This is a genomic window from Ramlibacter cellulosilyticus (assembly GCF_014297465.1).
Lineage (GTDB): Bacteria > Pseudomonadota > Gammaproteobacteria > Burkholderiales > Burkholderiaceae_C > Ramlibacter > Ramlibacter cellulosilyticus.
Genome location: NZ_JACORT010000015.1, coordinates 1 through 20,143 on the forward strand (window position 1 = coordinate 1; position 20,143 = coordinate 20,143).

The 20,143-nt window shown below is 70.5% G+C and carries 22 protein-coding genes; 5 read left to right on the forward strand and 17 right to left on the reverse strand.

Annotated features, from left to right (window positions below; translation table 11 throughout):
* Nucleotides 1–163: 163 nt before the first annotated feature.
* From H8N03_RS24450 to H8N03_RS24515, 14 genes are all read right to left on the reverse strand, one after another.
* Nucleotides 164–313 (reverse strand): hypothetical protein, encoded by a 150-nt coding sequence (locus tag H8N03_RS24450; protein ID WP_187078860.1) that lies wholly within the window; start codon nucleotides 311–313, stop codon nucleotides 164–166.
* 77 nt (nucleotides 314–390) lie between these two features.
* Nucleotides 391–1,032, reverse strand: a complete 642-nt coding sequence (locus tag H8N03_RS24455; protein ID WP_187078861.1) for a 2-hydroxychromene-2-carboxylate isomerase — start codon at nucleotides 1,030–1,032, stop codon at nucleotides 391–393.
* A complete protein-coding gene (locus H8N03_RS24460) occupies nucleotides 1,029–1,253 on the reverse strand; it encodes a DUF1289 domain-containing protein (protein ID WP_187078862.1) in 225 nt (74 codons plus the stop codon). The genes H8N03_RS24455 and H8N03_RS24460 overlap by 4 nt, the downstream gene beginning before the upstream one ends.
* Nucleotides 1,250–1,753, reverse strand: a complete 504-nt coding sequence (locus H8N03_RS24465) for a YbaK/EbsC family protein (RefSeq protein ID WP_187078863.1) — start codon at nucleotides 1,751–1,753, stop codon at nucleotides 1,250–1,252. Before H8N03_RS24465 ends, H8N03_RS24460 begins: the two co-directional genes overlap by 4 nt.
* Nucleotides 1,735–2,664, reverse strand: a complete 930-nt coding sequence (locus H8N03_RS24470; RefSeq protein WP_187078864.1) for a hydroxymethylglutaryl-CoA lyase — start codon at nucleotides 2,662–2,664, stop codon at nucleotides 1,735–1,737. Before H8N03_RS24470 ends, H8N03_RS24465 begins: the two co-directional genes overlap by 19 nt.
* A 3-nt stretch (nucleotides 2,665–2,667) precedes the next feature.
* Nucleotides 2,668–3,588 (reverse strand): 2-hydroxyacid dehydrogenase, encoded by a 921-nt coding sequence (locus H8N03_RS24475; protein WP_187078865.1) that lies wholly within the window; start codon nucleotides 3,586–3,588, stop codon nucleotides 2,668–2,670.
* Between the two features lie 134 nt (nucleotides 3,589–3,722).
* Nucleotides 3,723–5,711, reverse strand: a complete 1,989-nt coding sequence (locus tag H8N03_RS24480; RefSeq protein WP_187078866.1) for an acetyl/propionyl/methylcrotonyl-CoA carboxylase subunit alpha — start codon at nucleotides 5,709–5,711, stop codon at nucleotides 3,723–3,725.
* Nucleotides 5,711–6,349, reverse strand: coding sequence for a DUF4126 domain-containing protein (locus tag H8N03_RS24485; protein ID WP_187078867.1), 639 nt, complete (start codon nucleotides 6,347–6,349; stop codon nucleotides 5,711–5,713). Before H8N03_RS24485 ends, H8N03_RS24480 begins: the two co-directional genes overlap by 1 nt.
* Before the next feature lies 1 nt (nucleotide 6,350).
* Nucleotides 6,351–7,133, reverse strand: coding sequence for an enoyl-CoA hydratase/isomerase family protein (locus tag H8N03_RS24490; RefSeq protein ID WP_187078868.1), 783 nt, complete (start codon nucleotides 7,131–7,133; stop codon nucleotides 6,351–6,353).
* A gap of 2 nt (nucleotides 7,134–7,135) precedes the next feature.
* Nucleotides 7,136–7,831 carry a hypothetical protein gene (locus H8N03_RS24495; protein ID WP_187078869.1) on the reverse strand — a complete coding sequence of 232 codons (696 nt, stop codon included), beginning with the start codon at nucleotides 7,829–7,831 and terminating at the stop codon, nucleotides 7,136–7,138.
* A gap of 22 nt (nucleotides 7,832–7,853) precedes the next feature.
* Nucleotides 7,854–8,987, reverse strand: a complete 1,134-nt coding sequence (locus tag H8N03_RS24500; RefSeq protein WP_187078870.1) for an acyl-CoA dehydrogenase family protein — start codon at nucleotides 8,985–8,987, stop codon at nucleotides 7,854–7,856.
* A gap of 1 nt (nucleotide 8,988) precedes the next feature.
* On the reverse strand, nucleotides 8,989–9,390 hold the full coding sequence (vapC, locus tag H8N03_RS24505; RefSeq protein ID WP_187078871.1) for a type II toxin-antitoxin system VapC family toxin: 402 nt from the start codon (nucleotides 9,388–9,390) through the stop codon (nucleotides 8,989–8,991).
* Nucleotides 9,377–9,628, reverse strand: coding sequence for a type II toxin-antitoxin system VapB family antitoxin (locus tag H8N03_RS24510; RefSeq protein WP_187078872.1), 252 nt, complete (start codon nucleotides 9,626–9,628; stop codon nucleotides 9,377–9,379). Before H8N03_RS24510 ends, vapC begins: the two co-directional genes overlap by 14 nt.
* Before the next feature lie 39 nt (nucleotides 9,629–9,667).
* Entirely contained in the window at nucleotides 9,668–11,290 is a 1,623-nt protein-coding gene (locus H8N03_RS24515) for a carboxyl transferase domain-containing protein (protein ID WP_187078873.1), read from the reverse strand.
* Between the two features lie 125 nt (nucleotides 11,291–11,415).
* Between H8N03_RS24515 and H8N03_RS24520 the strand changes: the two genes are divergently transcribed.
* The 3 genes from H8N03_RS24520 to cydB are packed head-to-tail and all read left to right on the forward strand — an operon-like array spanning nucleotide 11,416 to nucleotide 14,865.
* On the forward strand, nucleotides 11,416–12,396 hold the full coding sequence (locus tag H8N03_RS24520; protein WP_187078964.1) for an AraC family transcriptional regulator: 981 nt from the start codon (nucleotides 11,416–11,418) through the stop codon (nucleotides 12,394–12,396).
* A 58-nt stretch (nucleotides 12,397–12,454) separates the two neighbouring features.
* Nucleotides 12,455–13,852, forward strand: a complete 1,398-nt coding sequence (locus tag H8N03_RS24525; protein WP_187078874.1) for a cytochrome ubiquinol oxidase subunit I — start codon at nucleotides 12,455–12,457, stop codon at nucleotides 13,850–13,852.
* Nucleotides 13,849–14,865 carry a cytochrome d ubiquinol oxidase subunit II gene (cydB, locus tag H8N03_RS24530; protein WP_187078875.1) on the forward strand — a complete coding sequence of 339 codons (1,017 nt, stop codon included), beginning with the start codon at nucleotides 13,849–13,851 and terminating at the stop codon, nucleotides 14,863–14,865. Before H8N03_RS24525 ends, cydB begins: the two co-directional genes overlap by 4 nt.
* A gap of 292 nt (nucleotides 14,866–15,157) precedes the next feature.
* Here cydB and H8N03_RS24535 read toward each other — a convergent pair whose 3' ends face one another.
* Nucleotides 15,158–15,535 (reverse strand): cupin domain-containing protein, encoded by a 378-nt coding sequence (locus H8N03_RS24535; protein WP_187078876.1) that lies wholly within the window; start codon nucleotides 15,533–15,535, stop codon nucleotides 15,158–15,160.
* A gap of 110 nt (nucleotides 15,536–15,645) precedes the next feature.
* Between H8N03_RS24535 and H8N03_RS24540 the strand changes: the two genes are divergently transcribed.
* Nucleotides 15,646–16,536, forward strand: a complete 891-nt coding sequence (locus H8N03_RS24540; RefSeq protein WP_187078877.1) for a LysR family transcriptional regulator — start codon at nucleotides 15,646–15,648, stop codon at nucleotides 16,534–16,536.
* A gap of 43 nt (nucleotides 16,537–16,579) precedes the next feature.
* Nucleotides 16,580–17,803 carry an MFS transporter gene (locus H8N03_RS24545; protein ID WP_187078878.1) on the forward strand — a complete coding sequence of 408 codons (1,224 nt, stop codon included), beginning with the start codon at nucleotides 16,580–16,582 and terminating at the stop codon, nucleotides 17,801–17,803.
* A 12-nt stretch (nucleotides 17,804–17,815) separates the two neighbouring features.
* Here H8N03_RS24545 and H8N03_RS24550 read toward each other — a convergent pair whose 3' ends face one another.
* A complete protein-coding gene (locus tag H8N03_RS24550; protein ID WP_187078879.1) occupies nucleotides 17,816–19,153 on the reverse strand; it encodes a methyl-accepting chemotaxis protein in 1,338 nt (445 codons plus the stop codon).
* Nucleotides 19,154–19,171: 18 nt separating this feature from the next.
* Nucleotides 19,172–20,140: a hemerythrin domain-containing protein gene (locus tag H8N03_RS24555; RefSeq protein WP_187078880.1), complete on the reverse strand. Its 969-nt coding sequence runs from the start codon at nucleotides 20,138–20,140 to the stop codon at nucleotides 19,172–19,174.
* Nucleotides 20,141–20,143 lie beyond the last annotated feature (3 nt).

A 20,143-nucleotide genomic window follows, 5' to 3' on the forward strand; every position in this document is an offset into this window, starting at 1 on the left:
CGACGAAATCGCAAGGAAGCTAAATACCCGTCCCAGAGAGACTTTGGGATTTGAGAAGCCAGTCGAAAGACTGGCTGCCAGCGTTGCATTGATCCCTTGAGACCGCCCCCCGCCTCCGCGGGGGTGACGAATGAGCCGTCGGCGCGTGACGGGTGCACCAGCCCTAGTGCTTCGCGTCCGATGCCCCACTGGTCGGCGCGATGGCTTCGGTGCCGTGCTTTTCGCCGCTCATGTCGACCTTGTCGCCGGCCTGGAAGATGACGAAGAGGGCGATGGCGGCGAAGACGGCGAAGCCGACGGCGATTTTCCACATGGGGTGTCTCCTTGGGTCTTGTGGCGCGAGTGTCGACGCGTCCTCTGACCCGCGTCTGACACCCGGCCAACGCAGGCTTACGGCCGGCGCACCTGGCCGGCCGGCAAGGCCGCGGCCTGCTCCCAGGCGCCGGAGGCGAACCAGTCGCCCCCCTGCAGGTACTCGCGCAGCATGGGCAGGCCGTCGAAGCCCCAGAACAGGCGGCCGTCCACCTCGCAGGTGGGCACGCCGAACAGGCCGCGCGCGATGGCCGATTCCGTGTTCGCCCGCAGCTCCGATTTCACGGCCTCGCCGGCAGCATCGCGCTGCGGCTGCAACTGCGCGCGCAAGGCGTCGAGCCGCTGCGGATCCGCCGCATCCGCGCCGCCCCGCCACACGTGCCGGAACACCGTCTCCGCCACGAAGCGGTTCACCAGCCCATCGCTGCCGCACGCGAGCGCGAGCCGCAGCAGCGCGAGCGGGTTGAAGGGATGCGCCGCCGGCAGCTGCAGCGGCACGCCATGCGCGTGCGCCAGCCAGAGCACCTGCCGGTAAGTCCAGTCCCGCTTGGGCGCGATCTCCGCCGGCCCGAGCTGGCCATGGTGCTTGAGGAAGCCCGCGAACAGCACCGGCCGGTAGTCCACGCGGTAGCTCAGGCCCTTCAGCACCTCGGGCAGCTTCTCGAAGGCGAGGTACGCATACGGCGACACCACGTCGAAGTGGAAGGTGACGTGCTTCATTCCGGACCCACCCTTTCCGCGAGAAGCCGCCACACGTCGCGCTTGCGCGCATCGTCCATGCCGGACCAGGCGGCGATCTCGTCCAGCGTGCGGTAGCAGCCGATGCACAGGCCGGTGCGCTGGTCCATGGTGCACACGCAGATGCACGGCGAAGGCACGGGGCCCTCTTGCGGCAATTCCGCCACGCGGTCGCGGATCAGCTTCGCCGCGCCCAGGCTCATGCCTGCGGAACCTGCACCACGTCCGCCACCGGCGCCCCGGTGAGCTTCTCGAGGTCGTGCGGCCGCAGCTTGAAGACGCCGTGCGGATGGCCCGCGGCGGCCCAGATCTCCCCGAAGCGGAACAGCTCGCGGTCGATCAGCGTGACCGGCGGCTGCGCGTGCGCCACCGGCGACACGCCCCCGATCGAGAAGCCGGTGCGCGCCTTCACGAACTCCGCATCGGCCCGCCCCGTCTTGCCGACGATCGCATCCACCTTCTTCTCGTCGACGCGCCGGTCGCCCGAGGTGATCACGAGCACGGCCGCATCGTCGGCCTTGCGCCGGAAGATGATGCTCTTGGCGATCTGGCCCACGGCGATGCCCAGCGCGTCCGCCGCCTGCTGCGCGGTGCGCGCGGCCTCGTCCAGCATCACGGGGGAATGGGGATGCCCTGCGTCCTGCAGGGCGCGCGCGACGCGCTGCACGCCTTCCGGCAGCGCGCTCAGCTCGGCACCGCACATGCTTCGTTGTTCCTCTTGTTCAGGATGGCCGTGGCCGCGCGCGAGTTCGGCTTGCGGTCCAGGAAGTCGCTGATGTACTTGCCGGCGTCGATCAGCTTGTCGAGGTCGATGCCGGTGGCGATGCCCATGCCGTGCAGCATGTAGACCACGTCCTCGGTCGCCACGTTGCCGGTCGCGCCCTTGGCGTACGGGCAGCCGCCCAGCCCCGCGACGGACGCGTCGTACTGCCAGATGCCCATCTCGAGGCAGGCCGCGGTGTTCACCAGCGCCATGCCGTAGGTGTCGTGGAAGTGGCCCGAGATGTCGTCCAGCGCGTAGTGCTTCAGCGCCGCTTCCATCGCCGCCTGCACCTTGCGCGGCGTGCCCACGCCGATGGTGTCGGCCACGCCGCAGTGCTGCACGCCGATCTCCTTCATCAGGCGCGCGACGAGCTCCACGCCCGCGGGCGACACCTCGCCCTGGTACGGGCAGCCCACCGCCACGGAGATCGCGCCGCGCACGTAGATGCCGTTCGCGCGCGCCGCCGCCACTACGGGGGCGAAGCGCTCCATGCTCTCGGCGATGGAGCAGTTGATGTTGCGCTGGCTGAAGGCCTCGCTCGCGGCGCCGAACACCACGATCTCGTCCGGTTTCGATGCCAGCGCGGCCTCGAAGCCCTTCATGTTCGGTACCAGCACCGAATAGCGCACGCCCGGCTGGCGGCGGATGCCCGCCATCACCTCCGCGTTGTCCGCCATCTGCGGCACCCACTTCGGCGACACGAAACTGGTGACCTCGATCTCCTTCAGGCCCGCATCCTGCAGGCGGTGCACGAGTTCGATCTTCACCGCCGCCGGGACCGGCTGCTTCTCGTTCTGCAAGCCGTCGCGCGGGCCGACGTCGACGAGCTTGACGCGGGTGGGGTAGGCCATGGCTCAGTATCCTCTCTGCCGGTCAACCACGCCGGCAATGGGTTCTCCGCGCTCCAGCGCGACGATCTTGCGCGCGATCTGCGCGACGCTCTCGTCGCGCAGCGTGCGCGCGGAGGTGTGCGGCGTCACCACGATCCTGGGGTGGCGCCAGAACGGGTGTTCGGGCGGCAGGGGCTCGGTGCGGAACACGTCCAGCGCCGCGCCGGCAAGATGTCCCTCATCGAGCAAGGCGACCAGGTCGTCGTCGACGAGGTGCGCGCCGCGGGCGACGTTGATCACGTAGCCGCCCGGGAGCAGGCGGCCGAGGGTGCGACGGTCCAGGAGGTTCTCGGTGTCGGGCGTGAGCGGCAGCAGGTTCACCAGCACGCGCGTGCCGGCGAGGAAGGCATCCAGCTGGTCGGCGCCCGCGAAGCACTGGACGTCGGGCAGCTCCTTGCGGCTGCGGCTCCAGCCGCGCACCGGAAACTCGAAGTTGGCGAGCGCATGCGCCACGCGCTGCCCGAGCACGCCGAGGCCCATCACGCCGACGGGGAACTCCGAGCGCTGGCGCGGCTTGCGGAAGCCCCACTTCCCTTCGGCCGCGTCGCGCTCGTACGCATCCAGCTCGCGGAAGTGGCGGATCACGGCATGGCAGACGAATTCCGTCATCTGCACCGACATGCCGGCGTCGTCGAGGCGGACGACGAGCGCATCGGGCGGCAACCTGCGCTTCAGCAGCGCGTCGACGCCGGCGCCGATGTTGAAGATGCCTTTCAGGCCGCGCTGCTCGTCGAGGAACTGCTGCGGCGGCGCCCAGACGACGGCATGGTCCGCCTGCGGCGCGCCGGGCTGCCACTCGCTGACCTCGGCCCCGGGCAGCGCGTCGCGCAGGGCCGCGATCCAGGGGGCGGTCTTGGTGTCGGTGCAGCAGACGGTGATGCGCATGGGGGTATTGTGCGGGAGCTTGCTGGGGTGCGCTGCGCGCAACCCAGCCTACAAGGTCCCGCGCGCAACCCCATCCACCCGGAACGCACGCGTTCGTAGGCTGGGTTGCGGCGCAGCCGCACCCCAGCAATCCCTCAAGCCGCGAGCCTCAGCAACTCCGCCCCTTCCGCCACCTGGTCCCCCGGCGCGTACAGCAATTCCTCCACCGTCCCGTCCGCAGGCGCGGCGATGGTGTGCTCCATCTTCATCGCCTCCATCACCGCGAGCGCCTGGCCCTTCTTCACCTTGTCGCCGGCACGCACGGAGAAGGACACCACCTTGCCCGGCATCGGCGCCGTGAGCCGCCCGCCTTCCGCCGCGGCGTCGCCCGCGTGCGCGAGCAGGTCCACGGACACGATCTGCGCCGCGCCCTGCGCGGTGAACACGTGGTCCGCCTCGCCGAGGGTGTAGACGATGGCGCGCCCCTGGTGCTCGCCGTAGCGCAGTTCGATCGCCTCGCCCCTGCGCCGGAAGGCCAGCGGAGCGGACGCGCCGTTGATCGCGAGCACCAGCGCGCCGTCGTGCAGCGTCGCCAGCTCCGCCTTCGTGTGCTGGCCGGCGAAGTCGAACTCCAGGCGCCGCGTGGCCACGCCGTGGGAGCGCCAGCCGTCGCGGCGGCTGAAGGGGTCGTCGGAAGCCAGGGCCTGTTCGTCCAGAAGCGTCTTCGCGACCGCGGCCGCGGCCGCGAGCTCCAGGCTCACCGGCTGCTGGTGGAACAGCACCGCCGCCTCGCGCTGGATCAGGGCGGTGTCGAGGTCCGCCTGCGCGAAGGACCGGCTCTTCACCACATGGCGCAGGAACTGCACGTTGGTCGCGAGCCCCACGATGTGCGTGGCGGCGAGAGCCTCGTCGAGGCGGGCCAGCGCTTCCTCGCGGGTGGCGCCGTGCACGATCAGCTTGGCGATCATCGAGTCGTAGAAAGGCGAGATGGCGTCGCCCTCGCGCACGCCATCGTCGACGCGCACCGTCGCCCGCTCGAACGCCGCATGCGCCGGCTTGCGGTAGACCTGCAGCGTGCCCGTGGCCGGCAGGAAGTTGTTGTCCGGGTTCTCCGCGCAGATGCGGGCCTCGATCGCGTGGCCATGGATGCGCAGTTCCTCCTGCTTCCGCGGCAGCGGCTCGCCGGCCGCCACGCGCAACTGCCACTCGACGAGGTCGAGCCCGGTGATCGCCTCGGTCACGGGGTGCTCCACCTGCAGGCGCGTGTTCATCTCCATGAAGAAGAAGTTCATTTCGCCGTGGCGCTGCTCCACGATGAACTCCACCGTCCCGGCGCCCACGTACTTCACCGCACGCGCCGCGGCCACCGCCGCCTCGCCCATGCGGCGGCGCAGGGCCTCCGTCATGCCGGGCGCAGGCGCCTCTTCCAGCACCTTCTGGTGGCGGCGCTGCACGGAGCAGTCGCGCTCGAACAGGTACACGTAGTTGCCCTGCGTGTCGCCGAAGACCTGGATCTCGATGTGGCGCGGCCGGGTGACGTACTTCTCCACCAGCACGGCTTCGTCGCCGAAGCTGTTGCGCGCCTCGCGCTGGCACGACGCGAGCGCCGCCGCGAAGTCGCCGGCCTTCTCCACGGCGCGCATGCCCTTGCCACCGCCGCCGGCGCTCGCCTTGATCAGCACCGGGTAGCCGATGCGGTCCGCTTCGCGCTGCAGCAGGCCCGGATCCTGGTCGGACCCGTGGTAGCCGGGCACCAGGGGCACGCCGGCCTTCTCGATCAGCTGCTTGGATTCGGCCTTCAGGCCCATCGCCTGGATCGCGGATGCCGGCGGGCCGATGAACACGATGCCCGCCTCCGCGCACGCGGCCGCGAAGCCCTCGTTCTCGCTGAGGAAGCCGTAGCCCGGGTGGATCGCCTCGGCGCCGGTCGCCTTCGCCGCCTCGATGATGCGTTCCCAGCGCAGGTAGCTGTCCTTGGGCGCGCTGCCGCCGATGGCCACCGCCTCGTCGCACGCGTGCACGTGCTTCGCGTCGGCGTCGGCTTCCGAATACACGGCGACCGTGCGGATGGCCATGCGCTTCGCCGTGGCCGCAACGCGGCAGGCGATCTCGCCGCGGTTCGCAATCAGGATCTTCTTGAACATCACCCCAGTTCCCGCGGCAAGGGCCGCCCCTTGAAGAATTCACGGAGTCCTCGCACGACGGTGCGCAGGAACCCGACCAGCACCACCAGCAGGATCACCGCCAGCACGATGCTCACGATCAGCACGATGGCGAAGATCGCCGGATGCGCGGCCGACAGCCAGAGCATGAAGACGACGAGGCCGTCTTCCGCCAGCGAGACCGCCATGTTGGAGAAAGGCTCGGGCGAGGTGTTCACCGCCGCCCGCGTCGTCATCTTCGTGGCGTGGCTGGTCGCGGCGAGGGAGCCGCCCAGCAGCGCCGCGATCCACGTCATGGCTTGCCCGTCCGCACCGAGCGCGCCCGCCGCGAGCGCCGCACCGGCCGGGATCCGGATCACCGTGTGCACGGCGTCCCAGACCGAATCCACGAAGGGGATCTTGTCGGCGAAGAACTCGACGAACAGCATGAAGCCGCTCGCCGCCAGCACGGCGGGATGCTGCAGGATGTGCAGGCCCGGCGGCAACTCGATCCAGTTCATCCAGCCGGCGAGGCCGGCGATGAACACCGCGGCATAGAGCCGGAAGCCGCTCGCCCAGCCCAGCGCCGCCGCGAGCGCGAGCAGCTGCGGCGTGTCGACGAGGCCGGCGAGCGCGTCCATCTCAGGGCAGAAGCCAGGTCGGTTTGCGTTTGCCGAGGAAGGACTGGACGCCTTCGCGGCCTTCGTCGCTCGCGCGGATGTCGGCGATGCCTTCGACCGTCCGGCGCACCAGTCCGGCCGTGATCTCGTGGCCCGCCACGTCGTGCAACAGCTTCTTGCAGGCCTTGACCGCCTCCGGGCCGGCACTCACGAGCGATTGCGCGAGGCGGGCGACGGCGGCGTCGAGCTCCTCCGCCTTCACGACCTGGTGCACGAAGCCCATGCGCAGCGCCTCGTCGGCACCGAAGCGCTCGGCGGTCAGGAAGTAGCGGTGCGCCGCGCGCGCACCCATCGCCCGGATCACGTAAGGGCTGATGGTCGCGGGGATCAGCCCCAGCTTCACCTCGCTCAGGCAGAACTGCGCCGTGTCCACGCTCACGGCCATGTCGCAGGCGGCGACCAGCCCCATGCCGCCGGCATAGGTGTCTCCCTGCACGCGCGCGATCGTGGGCTTGGGGCAGTGGTACAGCACCTCCAGCATGCGCGCGAGGCCGGCCGCGTCCTCGAGGTTCTCCTCGCGGCTGTAGCCGGCCATGCGCTTCATCCAGTTCAGGTCGGCGCCCGCGCAGAACGCGGGGCCGTTGCCGGCCAGCACGACGCAACGCACTTCGTTGCGTTTCGCGAGCTCCGCGAAGACGGCCGTCAGTTCCGCGATCACTTCGTCGTTGAAGGCATTGCGGACTTCGGGCCGGTTCAGCGTGACGGTCTCCACGCCGCGGTCGAACTGGAGGGTGAGGTGCTTCATGTTCAGGTTTTCCTGGGCGGCAGCGGCGGCAGCGTCGCCTGCGTCACGCGTTTCTCGAAGAAGGGTTGCAACACGGGCGGGAGCTGCCGCGCCCACGCGATCACGTCCTCGTCGCCGGCGAAGGCGGAAACGGGGACGTACACGCGGATGGATCCGAAATCGTTGGTCGCCATGCGCGCGTAGTACACCTCGTAGAAGGGTCCGCGGGTGTCCACCTTGCGCTCCTTCGCCCACTGCTTCGCCTGGGCGTAGAAGGGATCGGCGTCGCTGGTGAGGTGCGTGCGCATCTTGCGCACCGAGAGGCATTGCGGCCGCTTGAGGTCGTTGCCGAAGTCGTCGCGCAGCAGCGGCTCCGTGATCTTGCAGACGTCGTCGTTCCACCAGGAGACCGGCGTGCTGTCCACGGGCAGGCGCAGCACGACCCCGGAGCGGATGCGGCCCTGCGCCGTGTCCATCGCGTAGACCGTGTAGTGCGCGGAACGCGTCTCGCTGCCGCTGCCCCCGCGCGAGTGGATGGCGCCCTGCCCGCGCGCGATCGCCGTCCAGTCGCCCGGGGGCAGCACCAGCGTGCGGGCGCCCCACGTCAGCTGGTGGTCGGCCACCGGCGCGGGCAGGGTCACCGTGGGGGCATCCGTCGCCGAAGCGGCGGACGCGGCCAGGAGCAGGACGGGAAGGAAGCAACGAACGGACGGGCGCATGGAGTCTCCTCGAGTTGAGCCTTTAGTATCGCTTCGCGACCTCTTCCAGCATCACTTCCGTTGCGCCGCCGCCAATGGCGAGCACCCGGGCGTCGCGCCAGAGCCGCTCCACGGCGGTTTCCCGCACGTAGCCCATGCCGCCATGGAACTGCTGGCAACCCTGGACCACCTCGTTCACCAGTTCCCCGGTCAGCGCCTTGAGCATGGAGACTTCCTGGACGATCTCGGCGCCCTGGGCCACGCGCCAGGCGCAGTGGTACAGGAACTGGCGGGCGGCGCGCGTCTTCGCATCCCACATGGCGATGCGCTGGCGGATCACCTGCTGGTCCCACAGCGGCCCGCCGAAGGCCTGCCGCTGGCGCACGTGGTCCAGCGTGAGCTGCAAGGCGCGCTGGCAGTGGCCGACGGCCATCGCGGCCAGCGCGATGCGCTCCGTCTGGAAGTTCTTCATCACCGAATAGAAGCCCTTGCCTTCCTCGCCGAGGAGGTGGGACGCCGGGATGCGGACGTCGTCGAACACCAGTTCGGCGGTATCCGAGGACAACCACCCGGTCTTGTGCAGCGCCCGCCCGACGCTGAAGCCGGGCGTGCCCTTCTCCACGATGAACATGGAGACTTCGCGCTTGCCGGGGCCCGTCTTCGCCGCGACGAAGTAGAGGTCCGCATGCACGCCGTTCGTGATGAACATCTTGGTGCCGTTCAGCACCCACTCGTCGCCTTCACGGACCGCGCGCGTGCGGATGCCGGCCACGTCCGAACCGGCGCCCGGTTCGGTGATCGCCACTGCGCAGACTTTCTCGCCGGCGGTGAGCTGGCGCAGGTACTTGTCCTTCTGCGCGACGCTGCCCGCATGGTGCAAATGCGGCCCGGCCATGTCCGTGTGCACCAGCACCGTGATGATGAAACCGCCGAACGTGGACTGCGACAGCGCCTCGGCGAACACGAGGTTGCTCAATGCGTCCGCGCCGCCGCCGCCGTACTCCGGCTCCCACATCAGTCCCAGCAGCCCCGCCGCGCCCATGCGCCGCAGCACCTCGCGCGGGACGAAGCCCTGCTCCTCCCAGGCCTCGGCGTGCGGCTCGACCTCGCGCGCGAGGAAGCGCGCGACCTGGTCGCGCAGCAGCTCGTGCTCGGGGGTGTCGTAGATGGACTGCATGTCAGTGCCGCCACGCACGAAGGCCGCGCAGTTCCTCGAACGCGTCGAAATCGCGGTCGCGGTGGAGCAGCACGTAGCCGTTCTCGATGCAGAAGGTCGCGATGAGCACGTCGACCGGGCTGCGCACCGTGACGCCCGCCGCGCGCAGGCTGCGATAGTGCTGGGCAGCCTCCAGCGCCAGGGCTGCCCCACCGGTGGATTCCACTCCCACGCTTTCCATCAGGACGCGCGCCTGCCGGAACTCACGCTCATGGCGAAAGCCCCGCAGCACTTCATAGAGGACCAGGTCGGGCACGACGAGCCGCACCTCGCCGTCCTGCAGCAGGCGGTCCAGCGCGTCCGTGCCCGCGCCGGGACGGTCGTTGAAGAAGTCGATCCACACCCCGGAGTCAACGACGACCACGCGGCGTCCTCCTCGCGGGCTCCCTGGCCTCCAGCTTCGTCGCGGCGGGCTCCTTCCAGTCCACGGCCTCGTCGCCCTCCCACTTCAGCCGGCCTCGCCACTTGAGGATTTCGCGGTAGGCAGCCTGCCGCGCGAGCAGGCGCAGCCCGGCCTCGACGGCTTCCTTCTTGGTCTGGTACGGCCCCGACTTCATGGCCTCGGCCATCAAGTCGTCGTCGATGTCGATGTTGGTGCGCATGATGTGTATTGATCAGCGATTTCATACACACTATACGCCTCACATGCGGAACACGCCGAACTTCGGCTCGCCGATGGGCGCATTCATGGCGGCCGACAGCCCCAGCGCGAGCACGCGCCGCGTGTCCGCCGGGTCGATCACGCCGTCGTCCCAGAGCCGCGCGCTGGAGTAGTAGGGATGCGACTGCCGCCCGAACTGGTCCAGGATCGGCTGCTTGAACGCGGCCTCCTCCTCGGCGCTCCACTGGCCCCCGCGCGATTCGATGCCGTCGCGCTTGACGGTCGCGAGCACGCTGGCCGCCTGCTCCGCGCCCATCACGCAGATGCGGGCACTGGGCCACATCCACAGGAAGCGCGGCGAGTACGCCCGGCCGCACATGCCGTAGTTGCCCGCGCCGTAGCTGCCGCCGATGATGATCGTGAACTTGGGGACGCTGGCGGTCGCGACCGCGGTCACCATCTTGGCGCCGTGGCGGGCGATGCCTTCGCTCTCGTACTTGCGGCCCACCATGAAGCCGGTGATGTTCTGCAGGAACACCAGCGGCACCTTGCGCTGGCAGCACAGCTCGATGAAGTGCGCGCCCTTCTGCGCCGACTCGGAGAACAGGATGCCGTTGTTGGCGATGATGCCCACCGGCATGCCTTCGACGTGCGCGAAGCCGCAGACCAGCGTGGTGCCGTAGCGCGCCTTGAACTCGTGGAACTCGGAGCCGTCCACGATGCGCGCGATGATCTCGCGCACGTCGAAGGGCTTGCGCGCATCCGTCGGGATGATGCCGTACAGCTCCTTCGCGTCGTACTTCGGCGGCTGCGGCTTGCGCAGCTGCACGGGCGGCTCCTTGGGCCGGTTGAGCGTCGCGACCGCCTGGCGCGCGAGCGCCAGCGCGTGCGCATCGTTCATGGCCAGGTGGTCGGCCACGCCGGACAGGCGCGTGTGCACGTCGCCGCCGCCCAGGTCTTCCGCGCTCACCACCTCGCCGGTGGCGGCCTTCACCAGCGGCGGGCCGCCCAGGAAGATCGTGCCCTGCTCCTTGACGATGATGGTCTCGTCGCTCATCGCGGGCACGTAGGCGCCGCCCGCCGTGCACGAGCCCATCACGACGGCGATCTGCGCGATGCCTTGCGCCGACAGGTTGGCCTGGTTGTAGAAGATGCGGCCGAAGTGCTCGCGGTCGGGGAACACGTCGTCCTGGTTGGGCAGGTTGGCACCGCCGGAATCGACGAGGTAGATGCACGGCAGCCGGTTCTGCGCCGCGATCTCCTGCGCGCGCAGGTGCTTCTTGACCGTCATCGGGTAGTAGGTGCCGCCCTTCACGGTCGCGTCGTTGCACACGACCATGCAGTCGACGCCGTTGACGCGGCCGATGCCCGCGATCATGCCGGCGCAGGGCGCGGCCATCACGCCGTCCTTCTCCAGGTACATGCCGTGCGCCGCGAGCGGGCCGATCTCCAGGAAGGGCGTGCCGGGGTCGAGCAGCATCTGCACGCGTTCGCGCGGCGGCAGCTTGCCGCGCGCCAAGTGCTTCTTGCGCGCCGCCTCGCCGCCGCCCGCCGCGTGCAGCGCGACCTGGGCATTCAGGTCCTCCACCAGCGCCTGCATGGCGGCGGCATTGGCCTGGAATTCGGCGGACCGGGGGTTGAGCTGGCTGTCCAGGATCGTCATGCGACCGAGCTTAAGCCGTCCGCACTTTTCCGGGCTTGCCCGGCAGGTTGCAAATCGTGCCAGTCGCCTACACTTGCGCCGTGCCCTCCCGCGCCCGTCCGCCCACGCCCGCCGCTGCCACCCCCATGGCCTTCGCCCGAGCCATCGCAGCGGCGTACCGGCGCCATGGCCGGCGCCCCGAGACGGCCTTGCGCCTGGCACAGATCACGCCAGCAGCCCTGCAACAGCCCGACGGTTGCATGACGGCGCGCCAGATGGAAATCCTGTCCGCCGCGGCGATGCAGGAGCTCGACGACGAAGGCCTGGGCGCCTTCGCGCGCCGCCTGCCGTGGGGCAGCTACGGCATGCTGGCGCGCGCGTCGCTGGGCGCGCCCACGCTGGAAGTCGCGCTCAAGCGCTGGTGCCGCCACCACGGCCTGCTGGCGGACGACGTCGCGCTCTCGGTCACGGTCGCCGGCAACGTCGCCGCGATCACCGTCGACGAGCGCCGCCCCCTGCCGGCCGAGGTGCGCGAGCTCAGCCTCGCCTTCCTGCTGCGCAACGTGCACGGCCTCGCCTGCTGGTACGTCGATTCGCGCATCCCGCTGCTCGGTGCGGCCTTTCCTTTCGCGGCGCCACCGCATGCGGCGGCGTACGCGCACATGTTCCCCGCCCCGCTGGCCTTCGGCGCACCGCAGGCGCAGATCCGCTTCGACGCGCAGTACCTCCAGCTGCCGCTGCGCCGCGACGAGAAGGCGCTCGCGCAGATGCTGCAGCGCGCGCTGTCCATCACCGTGCGCCAGTACCGCCGCGACCGGCTGCTGGTGCCGCAGGTGTGCCAGGCCCTCGCCGCGCACCCCGAGCGCAGCCACAGTGCCGAGGCGCTCGCGACGCTGCTGCACGTGTCGCCGCGCACGCTGCACCGCCAGCTCAAGGAGGAAGGCGCGAGCCTGCAGCAGCTGAAGGACGAGGTGCGGCTCGAGCGCGCGAAAGACCTGCTCTATCGCACCGACAAGCCCGTCAAGCAGGTGGCCGCGGCCGTCGGCTTCCGCAACGAGAAGAGCTTCTCGCGCGCATTCCGGCTCTGGACCGGGATGTCGCCTGCCGCGCTGCGCAGCGGCGATTGAGCCCCACGGCCGCGCAGGTCGTTGCTAGCATCGTCCCTCCCTCCCCGAAAGGACGCGCATGGAGACCGTCTTCGGCATCGACGCCACGCTGCTGTCGCGCATCCAGTTCGCGTTCACGATCTCCTTCCACATCATCTTCCCGGCGTTCAGCATCGGGCTGTCGGCGTTCATCGCCACGCTGGAGATCCTGTGGATGTGGACGGGCCGCCCGCACCTGCACCTGCTCGCGCGCTTCTGGACCAAGATCTTCGCGGTGTCGTTCGCGATGGGCGTGGTCTCCGGCATCGTCATGGAGTACCAGATCGGGACCAACTGGTCGCGCTTCAGCCAGGTCACCGGCAACACGCTGGGCCCGCTGTTCGCCTACGAGGTGCTGACCGCCTTCTTCCTCGAAGCCAGCTTCCTCGGGATCATGCTGTTCGGCTGGAACCGCTTCCCGCCCTGGCTGCACACGATGGCCTCGGTGCTCGTCGCGCTCGGCACGGCGCTGTCGGGCTTCTGGATCCTCGCGGCGAACAGCTGGATGCAGACGCCGGCGGGCTTCGCCATCGAGAACGGCATCACCTATCCCGTGTCGTGGTTCGAGGTGATCTTCAACCCCAGCTTCCCCTACCGCTTCACGCACATGATGATCGCCACCTACCTCACCACCTCGCTGGTGGTGGCGGCGACGGGCGCGCGCTACCTGCTGGACGGGCGCTTCCGCGAGGAGGCGATGACGATGCTGCGCATGGGGCTCGGCATGCTCGCGATCATGGGCCCGCTGCAGGCCGTCGTCGGCGACCTGCACGGGCTCAACACGCTCAAGCACCAGCCCGCGAAGATCGCCGCGATCGAGGCGCACTGGGAGGACAAGGGCCCCATGGACCTCGTCCTGTTCGCCTGGCCGGACCGCGAGCAGGAGCGCAACCATGCCGAGATCGCCATCCCGCGCCTGGGCAGCCTGATCCTCACGCACGACTGGAACGGGCGGGTGAAGGGCCTCAAGGAGTATCCGCGCGAAGACCGGCCGCCGGTCGCGCCGGTGTTCTTCAGCTTCCGGCTGATGGTCGGCCTGGGCATCCTGATGATCGCCATCGGCTGGATCGGCTGGTGGCTGCTCTGGCGCAAGCGCATCTCGGACGCGCGCTGGTTCCTGCGGCCGCTGGCGAAGGCGTGGCCCGTGGGCTTCGTCGCGCTGCTCGCCGGCTGGATGGTCACGGAGATCGGCCGCCAGCCCTGGATCGCCTACGGGGTGCTGCGCACCGCCGACGCGGTTTCGCCGGTCGCCGCGTCCCAGGTGCTGGTCTCGCTCGCGCTGTTCGTGGTCGTGTACTTCGTCGTCTTCTCGATCGGCATCTGGTACGTGCATCGCATGATCCTCAAGGGCCCCACCGGCGTGCCCGGGCCGGAGACGCTGCCGAACCGCCCGCTCGCGGGCGGCCAGCCCGATCGCAAGGAAGCGGTGCCGGCATGATCGCGGGCGTGTCCGACCTGCTGCCGGTGCTGCTCGCGCTCACGCTGGGCTTCACGGTCGTCATGTACGTGGTGCTCGATGGCTTCGACCTGGGCATCGGCATGCTCTTCCCCTTCTACCCGCAGGAAGCCGACCGCGACCTGGTGATGAACTCGGTCGCGCCCTTCTGGGACGGCAACGAGACCTGGCTGGTGCTGGGCGGCGTGACGCTATGGGCCGCGTTCCCGAAAGCGTTCGCGGTGATCCTGCCGGCGGTCTACATCCCGGTGATCGTGCTGCTGCTGGCGCTGATCTTCCGCGGCGTGGCCTTCGAGTTCCGCTGGGTGGCCAAGCCGCGCCACCGCAAGTGGGACGTCGCGTTCGCCGGCGGTTCGACGCTGGCGGCGTTCGCGCAAGGCCTCGTGCTCGGGGGCATCCTGGAGGAGATCCCGGTGCGCGACGGCCAGTTCGCCGGCACGCCCTTCTGGTGGCTGTCGCCGTTCAGCGTGATGTGCGGCATCGCCGTGACGGTGGGCTATGCCTTGCTCGGCGCCACCTGGCTGATGCTCAAGACCACAGGCCCGGTCGAGGACCGGGCGCGCCGGCTGGCGCTGCCCCTTCTTCTTGCGCTGCTCGCCTTCATCGCGATCGTGAGCATCTGGACGCCGTTGCAGTTCCCGCGCATCCGCGAACGCTGGTTCGCCTTTCCCAACACCTTCTTCCTCGCGCCGGTGCCGGTCGCGACGCTGCTCTTCGCCTGGCTGTGCTGGTGGGGCATCCGGCGCAACGCCCCGCTCCTGCCCTTCGTGAGCGCGACGGTCATCTTCCTCCTGGCCTTCGCGGGCCTCGTCGTGTCCAACGTGCCGTATCTCGTGCCGCCGGTGATGACGGTGTGGGACGCGGCGTCGCACCCGAGCTCGCAGATCTTCTACCTGGTGGGCGCGGCGATCCTGATCCCGCTGATCCTCGGGTACACCGCGGTGGTGTTCTATTTGTTCCGGGGGAAGCTGAAGCCGGGGCAGGGGTACCACTAGGCCTGCGCCGAAAGATGTAGGGTGGCCGGCGCACGCCGGGCAGGTGAGCGACAGCGAACCCCACCGGTGGGCGGTGGCAGGCAGGCGCCGCACGGTGGGGTTCGCTTCGCTCACCTTCCGCGGCTTCGCCGCGCCACCCTACAGAGGACTGCGAAAGCTGGAGCCGGGGCAGGGGTACCACCAGGGTGCGCCGAAGATGTAGGGTGGCCGGCGGCACGCCAGGTAGGTGAGCGACAGCGAACCCCACCGGGCGTGCATTCGCACGCAGGCGCTCCAACCCGGACGGGGCCCTTCAACTCCGCCACGGCAACTCCAGCGCCTCGCCGTCCGGCAAGGCCACCGGGACGGGCGTCGCGGCGAAGACGGCGGTGGTCACGAGGGGCTCTTCCGCCGTGTTGAAGATCTGGTGCGGCACGCCCGCGGGCAGCACGAGCGTCTGGCCGGCGCGGAAGCGGTGCACGACACCACCGATGTGGACTTCGCCGCTGCCGGCATCGCACATCACCACTTCCTCGCAGCTGTGCGAATGCGGCGGCGTGCAGCCGCCGGGCGCCATGGACTGGCGCCAGACGCTCAGGTGGCGCAGGCCTTCGGCGCTGCCGGCGAGCGTGGCGTGGGCGACGCCCGGAATGGGCGTGGCGGCGGGGGCGTGCTGGTCGTGGACATACATGGCGGGCTCCTGTGCGTTGGACGTGCCCGCAGTGTCGAAGCGCGGGGCTTGCCGCACAAGATGCGGCAATGCCGCTACATTGCCGACATTCCGTCGCCAATGGAAGCGCCATGAAGCACTCCCTCCAGCAGATGGCCGCCTTCGCCGAGACCGCGCGCCACGGCAGCTTCGCGGCGGCCGCGCGCGAACTGGGCAGCGCCCCTTCCACGCTCGCCAAGGCGGTGGCGCGCCTCGAGGCCTCGCTGCAGGTGAAGCTGTTCCATCGCACGACGCGGCAGGTGAGCCTCACGCCCGACGGCGAGCGCCTGTTCGGCCGCTGCGAGCGGCTGCTCGCGGAACTCGAGGCGCTGCAGGCGGACGCCTCCGGCGCCCGCGACGAGCCGACGGGCCTGCTGCGCGTCGACCTGCCGATCGTCCTGGGGCGCGAATGCGTGCTGCCGCTGCTCGCGCGCATGGCGCAGCGTTTTCCGCGGCTGCAGCTCGATGTGCGGCTGCAGGACGCGTACGCCGACCTGGTGAAGGAAGGCATCGACGTCGCCGTGCGCCTCGGGCCGCTGAAGGACTCGAGCCTCGTCGCGCAACGCATCGGCAGCCAATCGATGGTGCTGGTGGCGAGCCGGCGTTACGTGGAGGCGAAAGGCACGCCGCGGCGGCTGGAGGACCTGTCCGCGCACGAGGCGCTGCTGTTCCGCATGCCGACCTCCGGGCGCGACCGGCCCTGGCGCTTCCGGCAGGGCGGCAAGGACGTGGAGATGCAGCCGCCCACCCGCATGCGCGTGAACGACGGCGAAGGCCTCGTCGCCGCCGTGCGCCTGGACCTGGGACTCGCGCAGCTGCCCGAATACTTCGTGCGGCGCGAACTGGCGAGCGGCGAGGTCGTGGAAGTGCTCAAGTCGCTGCGGCCCACGCCCTCGCCCATCCTGGCCGTCTACCCCGGCGCGCGGCTGGTGCCGGCGCGCGTGCGCGCGTTCCTCCACGAGCTCAGGTCCCTCGAGGTTTAATCCTTCCCGCCGCTACACTGCCTGCGCACCCACAGGCCGTCCCTTGAAACTCTTCCACGGCTGGCGCATCTCCATCGCCGGCGCCAGCATCCAGTTCCTGCATTCCGCCCTGCTCGTGCAGGCCTTCGGCGCCTACGTCGCGCTGCTCTCGGAGCAGAAGGGCTGGAGCAAGACGGCGCTCGCCGCGGGCGCGGCGCTGCAGGTGGTCGAAGGCGCGCTGCTCGGTCCGCTGCTCGGATGGCTGGTCGACCGCTTCGGTCCGCGCGGCATGGTGCAGGTCGGGCTCGTGCTGCTCGCGGGCGGCTTCTTCTGCTTCAGCCAGGTCGAGACGCTGCCCGGCTTCTACGGCGCGGTGCTGCTGATCGTGGTGGGCACCAGCTTCTGCGGCTACTTCCCCTTCTCGGTCGCGCTGGTGCACTGGTTCCAGCGCTGGCGCGCGCGCGCCCTCTCGCTCATGAGCCTCGGCCTGGCGCTCGGAGGCATCGCCGCGCCGCTGGTGGCGTGGGCGATGCAGAACTTCGGCTGGCAGCGCGTGGCCTTCGCCTCCAGCATGATCTTCCTCGCGATCGGCCTGCCGCTCTCGCGCGTCCTGCGGCGCAACCCCGCGGAGATCGGCGAGACCATGGACGGCCTGCCGCCCGCGGCCGCGGCGGAGCCCACGATCGGCGGCACGGTACGCGCGCCGGAGCGCAGCTTCACGGCGGCCGAGGCGCTGCGCACGCGGGCGTTCTGGCTGCTCGGCTTCGGGCATGCGTTCGCGCTGCTCGTGGTCACCGCCGTCAACGTGCACGCCATCTCGCACATGAAGGAAGGGCTGGGCTACACGCTGCCGCAGGCGGGCTTCGTCATCACGCTGATGACGCTCTCGCAGGCGGGCGGCGTGCTGCTGGGCGCCGCGGTGGGCGACCGCTGGAACAAGCGCCACGTGGCGGCCGGCTGCATGCTGGCCCACATGGGGGGCCTGCTGATGCTCACGTGGGCGGTGCATCCGGTCATGCTGGGCGCCTTCGCCGTGCTGCACGGCGTCGCCTGGGGCCTGCGCGGCCCGTTCATGCAGGCGCTGCGCGCGGACTACTTCGGCCTGCAGTCCATCGGCATGATCCTGGGCCTCTCGGCGGTTCTGATCTCGCTGGGCCAGGTGGCCGGCCCGCTGATCGCGGGGGCGTTCGCCGATTTCAGCGGGCACTACCGCATCGGCTTCACGCTGCTCGCGCTGGTCGCGGGCACGGGATCGCTGCTGTTCCTGATGGCGCGCAAGCCGGCCTGAGCGCCACCGGGATCAGGAGGCGGCGGAGCCGTTCCAGGCCACGCGCGCGGCGCGCGGGACGATCCGCGCCGGCGCCACCGGCGCCTCGTCGCCCAGGTGGAAGCGGCTCACCGCCTCGCGCAGTGCCCGCGCCTGCTCGCGCATGGCGTCGGTGGCGGCGGTCGCCTGCTCCACGAGGGTGGCGTTCTGCTGCACCACGTGGTCCATCTCCGCGACCGCGGTGTTCACCTGCGCGATGCCCACGCTCTGCTCCTCGCTCGCCGCCGCGATCTCGGCGACCACGTCGCTCATTTCGCGCACGGCCGCCACGACGTCCTCCATCGCGGTGCCCGCGCCTTCCACCAGCCGCGCGCCGGCCTCCACTTCCTGCACCGAGCCGGCGATCAGCGCCTTGATCTCGCGCGCCGCCTCCGCGCAGCGCTGCGCGAGGGTGCGCACCTCGCCCGCCACGACCGCGAAGCCGCGGCCCTCCTCGCCCGCGCGCGCCGCTTCCACGGCGGCGTTCAGCGCGAGGATGTTGGTCTGGAAGGCGATCCCGTCGATCACGCCGGTGATCTCCGCGATGCGGCCGCTCGATTCGGAGATGCGCCCCATGGTGCGCACCACCTCGCCCACCACCTCGCCGCCGCGGCCCGCCAGCGCCGCCGCGTTGCCGGCGACGCGGTTCGCGCGCCGCGCGTTGTCCGCGTTCTGCGCCACCGTGGCGGTCAGTTCCTCCATCTGGCTGGCGGTCTCCTCCAGCGTCGTCGCCTGTTCCTCGGTGCGCTGCGAGAGGTCGACGTGGCCCTGCGCCACCTGCGCGCTGCTGTCGGCCACCACGTCCGCACGCTGCGCGACCTCGCGCACCAGGGCGCGCAGGCGCTCCGTCATCGCCGCGGTCGCCTGCAGCAGGCGCCCCGCTTCGTTCTTGCCGTACACGCGCACCTGCGCGCTCAGGTCCCCCTCGGCGATGCGCAGCGCGGCGGTGATCACTTCGCGCAGCGGCCGCCGCACGCTGCCGACCAGCAGGGCCGCGAGGATCGTGGACGCGGCCACCGTCAGCAGCAGCATGGCGAGCTGCAGGCGCAGGACCTTGTTCACTTCCTCGGTGCTGGCGGCAACGAGGCGCTTCTCTTCCTGGCGCGCCCGGTTCGCCAGCGCCGCCTCCGCCTGGGCACGCATCTCGGCATCCGTGGCGCGGAAGCCTTCGAGGGACGCGAGCAGTTCGCGCATGCGGGCGAGGTCCCGCGCATGGTGGTCGTGCGCGGTGCGCAGCTGCCAGGCGCCGACGCCGGCGATCGCCGCCATCGCGGCGACCAGGAGCGCGACCAGCAGCCACAGGCGCGTCGCAATACCGAGTTTCGAGAACATGCAGGACTCCAGGGGGGCTCAGGACAAGCGGTTGAGCAACTGCCGCCAGTCGGGTTCGGGTGGATGCACGAAGACCTCGTTCAGGGCGGCCCAGTCCGCGGCCTGCAGCCGCTCCCGCGCCGCTGGCAGCACGATGGCTTCTTCGCGCCCCATGTGCTCCCAGTGCAGCTCCGCGAAGCGCACCATCGCGTCCTCCAGGGCGCGCGTGGCCTCCAGGCGCGCAACGGTCCCGTGGGCCTCCTCCAGCAGCGACACGCGCATCGCGAGTTCGCCGGCCAGGAGTTCGTCGCGCGCGTGCTGCTTTTGCAGTTCGTCGAATTCGGTGTCGAGGTCGGGCGCGTGGGGCCGCAGGCGGGCGAACAGGTGCGCCTCTTCCTTCGCGTGGTGCTGGCCCAGCGCACCGGTGCCCAGGCAGGCGATCGCCGCGCGCAAGGGTGCCGGGTCGGCAGCTTCGCCCGCTTCGCGCGCGGCCGCGAGCAGGCTGGTGCACGCATGGATGACGGAGGCGATCGCGCGGTGCTCGTCGCGCAGCACGCCCAGGGCGGCCTGCCCGGGCACGGGCGCGATGGGCGGCGCGACCAGCACCGCCATGCCCGCGCTCGCGAGCAAGGACAGCTGGAACGCGCCCACGCCGCCGCCGGCCGGCACCATGAACAGCACGTCGCAGGAAAGCGAATGCGCGGCGCGGATGGTGGCGGCGGCCGCACTGCGCCCGCGCGCCCAGCGCGCGTCGGCAGGCACGCCCATCGCGCGCGCGCCCGCTTCCGCCTTGGACAGGAGTTCCCGCGCGCGGCCGGTGCGGCGGGTGTCGCGCAGCTCCGGGGCGGCGAGGGTGTGCAGCGGGGAGTCGGCGTCGGCGCCCGCGTCCTCGATGGGGTGGAAGAAGCTCACGCGGGCGCCGAGCGGGCGGGCGAAGGCGAGCGCGCGCCCGATCGCGTCGACGGCGAGTTCGGGGGGATGCAGGGGAACGAGGATGTGTCGGTACATGAC

Excerpts from the sequence above, each read along its gene's own strand:
- H8N03_RS24450 (WP_187078860.1), bottom strand. The coding sequence starts at position 313 with ATGTGGAAAATCGCCGTCGGCTTCGCCGTCTTCGCCGCCATCGCCCTC.
- H8N03_RS24455 (WP_187078861.1), bottom strand. The coding sequence starts at position 1,032 with ATGAAGCACGTCACCTTCCACTTCGACGTGGTGTCGCCGTATGCGTAC.
- H8N03_RS24460 (WP_187078862.1), bottom strand. The coding sequence starts at position 1,253 with ATGAGCCTGGGCGCGGCGAAGCTGATCCGCGACCGCGTGGCGGAATTG.
- H8N03_RS24465 (WP_187078863.1), bottom strand. The coding sequence starts at position 1,753 with ATGTGCGGTGCCGAGCTGAGCGCGCTGCCGGAAGGCGTGCAGCGCGTC.
- H8N03_RS24470 (WP_187078864.1), bottom strand. The coding sequence starts at position 2,664 with ATGGCCTACCCCACCCGCGTCAAGCTCGTCGACGTCGGCCCGCGCGAC.
- H8N03_RS24475 (WP_187078865.1), bottom strand. The coding sequence starts at position 3,588 with ATGCGCATCACCGTCTGCTGCACCGACACCAAGACCGCCCCCTGGATC.
- H8N03_RS24480 (WP_187078866.1), bottom strand. The coding sequence starts at position 5,711 with ATGTTCAAGAAGATCCTGATTGCGAACCGCGGCGAGATCGCCTGCCGC.
- H8N03_RS24485 (WP_187078867.1), bottom strand. The coding sequence starts at position 6,349 with ATGGACGCGCTCGCCGGCCTCGTCGACACGCCGCAGCTGCTCGCGCTC.
- H8N03_RS24490 (WP_187078868.1), bottom strand. The coding sequence starts at position 7,133 with ATGAAGCACCTCACCCTCCAGTTCGACCGCGGCGTGGAGACCGTCACG.
- H8N03_RS24495 (WP_187078869.1), bottom strand. The coding sequence starts at position 7,831 with ATGCGCCCGTCCGTTCGTTGCTTCCTTCCCGTCCTGCTCCTGGCCGCG.
- H8N03_RS24500 (WP_187078870.1), bottom strand. The coding sequence starts at position 8,987 with ATGCAGTCCATCTACGACACCCCCGAGCACGAGCTGCTGCGCGACCAG.
- H8N03_RS24510 (WP_187078872.1), bottom strand. The coding sequence starts at position 9,628 with ATGCGCACCAACATCGACATCGACGACGACTTGATGGCCGAGGCCATG.
- H8N03_RS24515 (WP_187078873.1), bottom strand. The coding sequence starts at position 11,290 with ATGACGATCCTGGACAGCCAGCTCAACCCCCGGTCCGCCGAATTCCAG.
- H8N03_RS24520 (WP_187078964.1), top strand. The coding sequence starts at position 11,416 with ATGGCCTTCGCCCGAGCCATCGCAGCGGCGTACCGGCGCCATGGCCGG.
- H8N03_RS24525 (WP_187078874.1), top strand. The coding sequence starts at position 12,455 with ATGGAGACCGTCTTCGGCATCGACGCCACGCTGCTGTCGCGCATCCAG.
- cydB (WP_187078875.1), top strand. The coding sequence starts at position 13,849 with ATGATCGCGGGCGTGTCCGACCTGCTGCCGGTGCTGCTCGCGCTCACG.
- H8N03_RS24535 (WP_187078876.1), bottom strand. The coding sequence starts at position 15,535 with ATGTATGTCCACGACCAGCACGCCCCCGCCGCCACGCCCATTCCGGGC.
- H8N03_RS24540 (WP_187078877.1), top strand. The coding sequence starts at position 15,646 with ATGAAGCACTCCCTCCAGCAGATGGCCGCCTTCGCCGAGACCGCGCGC.
- H8N03_RS24550 (WP_187078879.1), bottom strand. The coding sequence starts at position 19,153 with ATGTTCTCGAAACTCGGTATTGCGACGCGCCTGTGGCTGCTGGTCGCG.
- H8N03_RS24555 (WP_187078880.1), bottom strand. The coding sequence starts at position 20,140 with ATGTACCGACACATCCTCGTTCCCCTGCATCCCCCCGAACTCGCCGTC.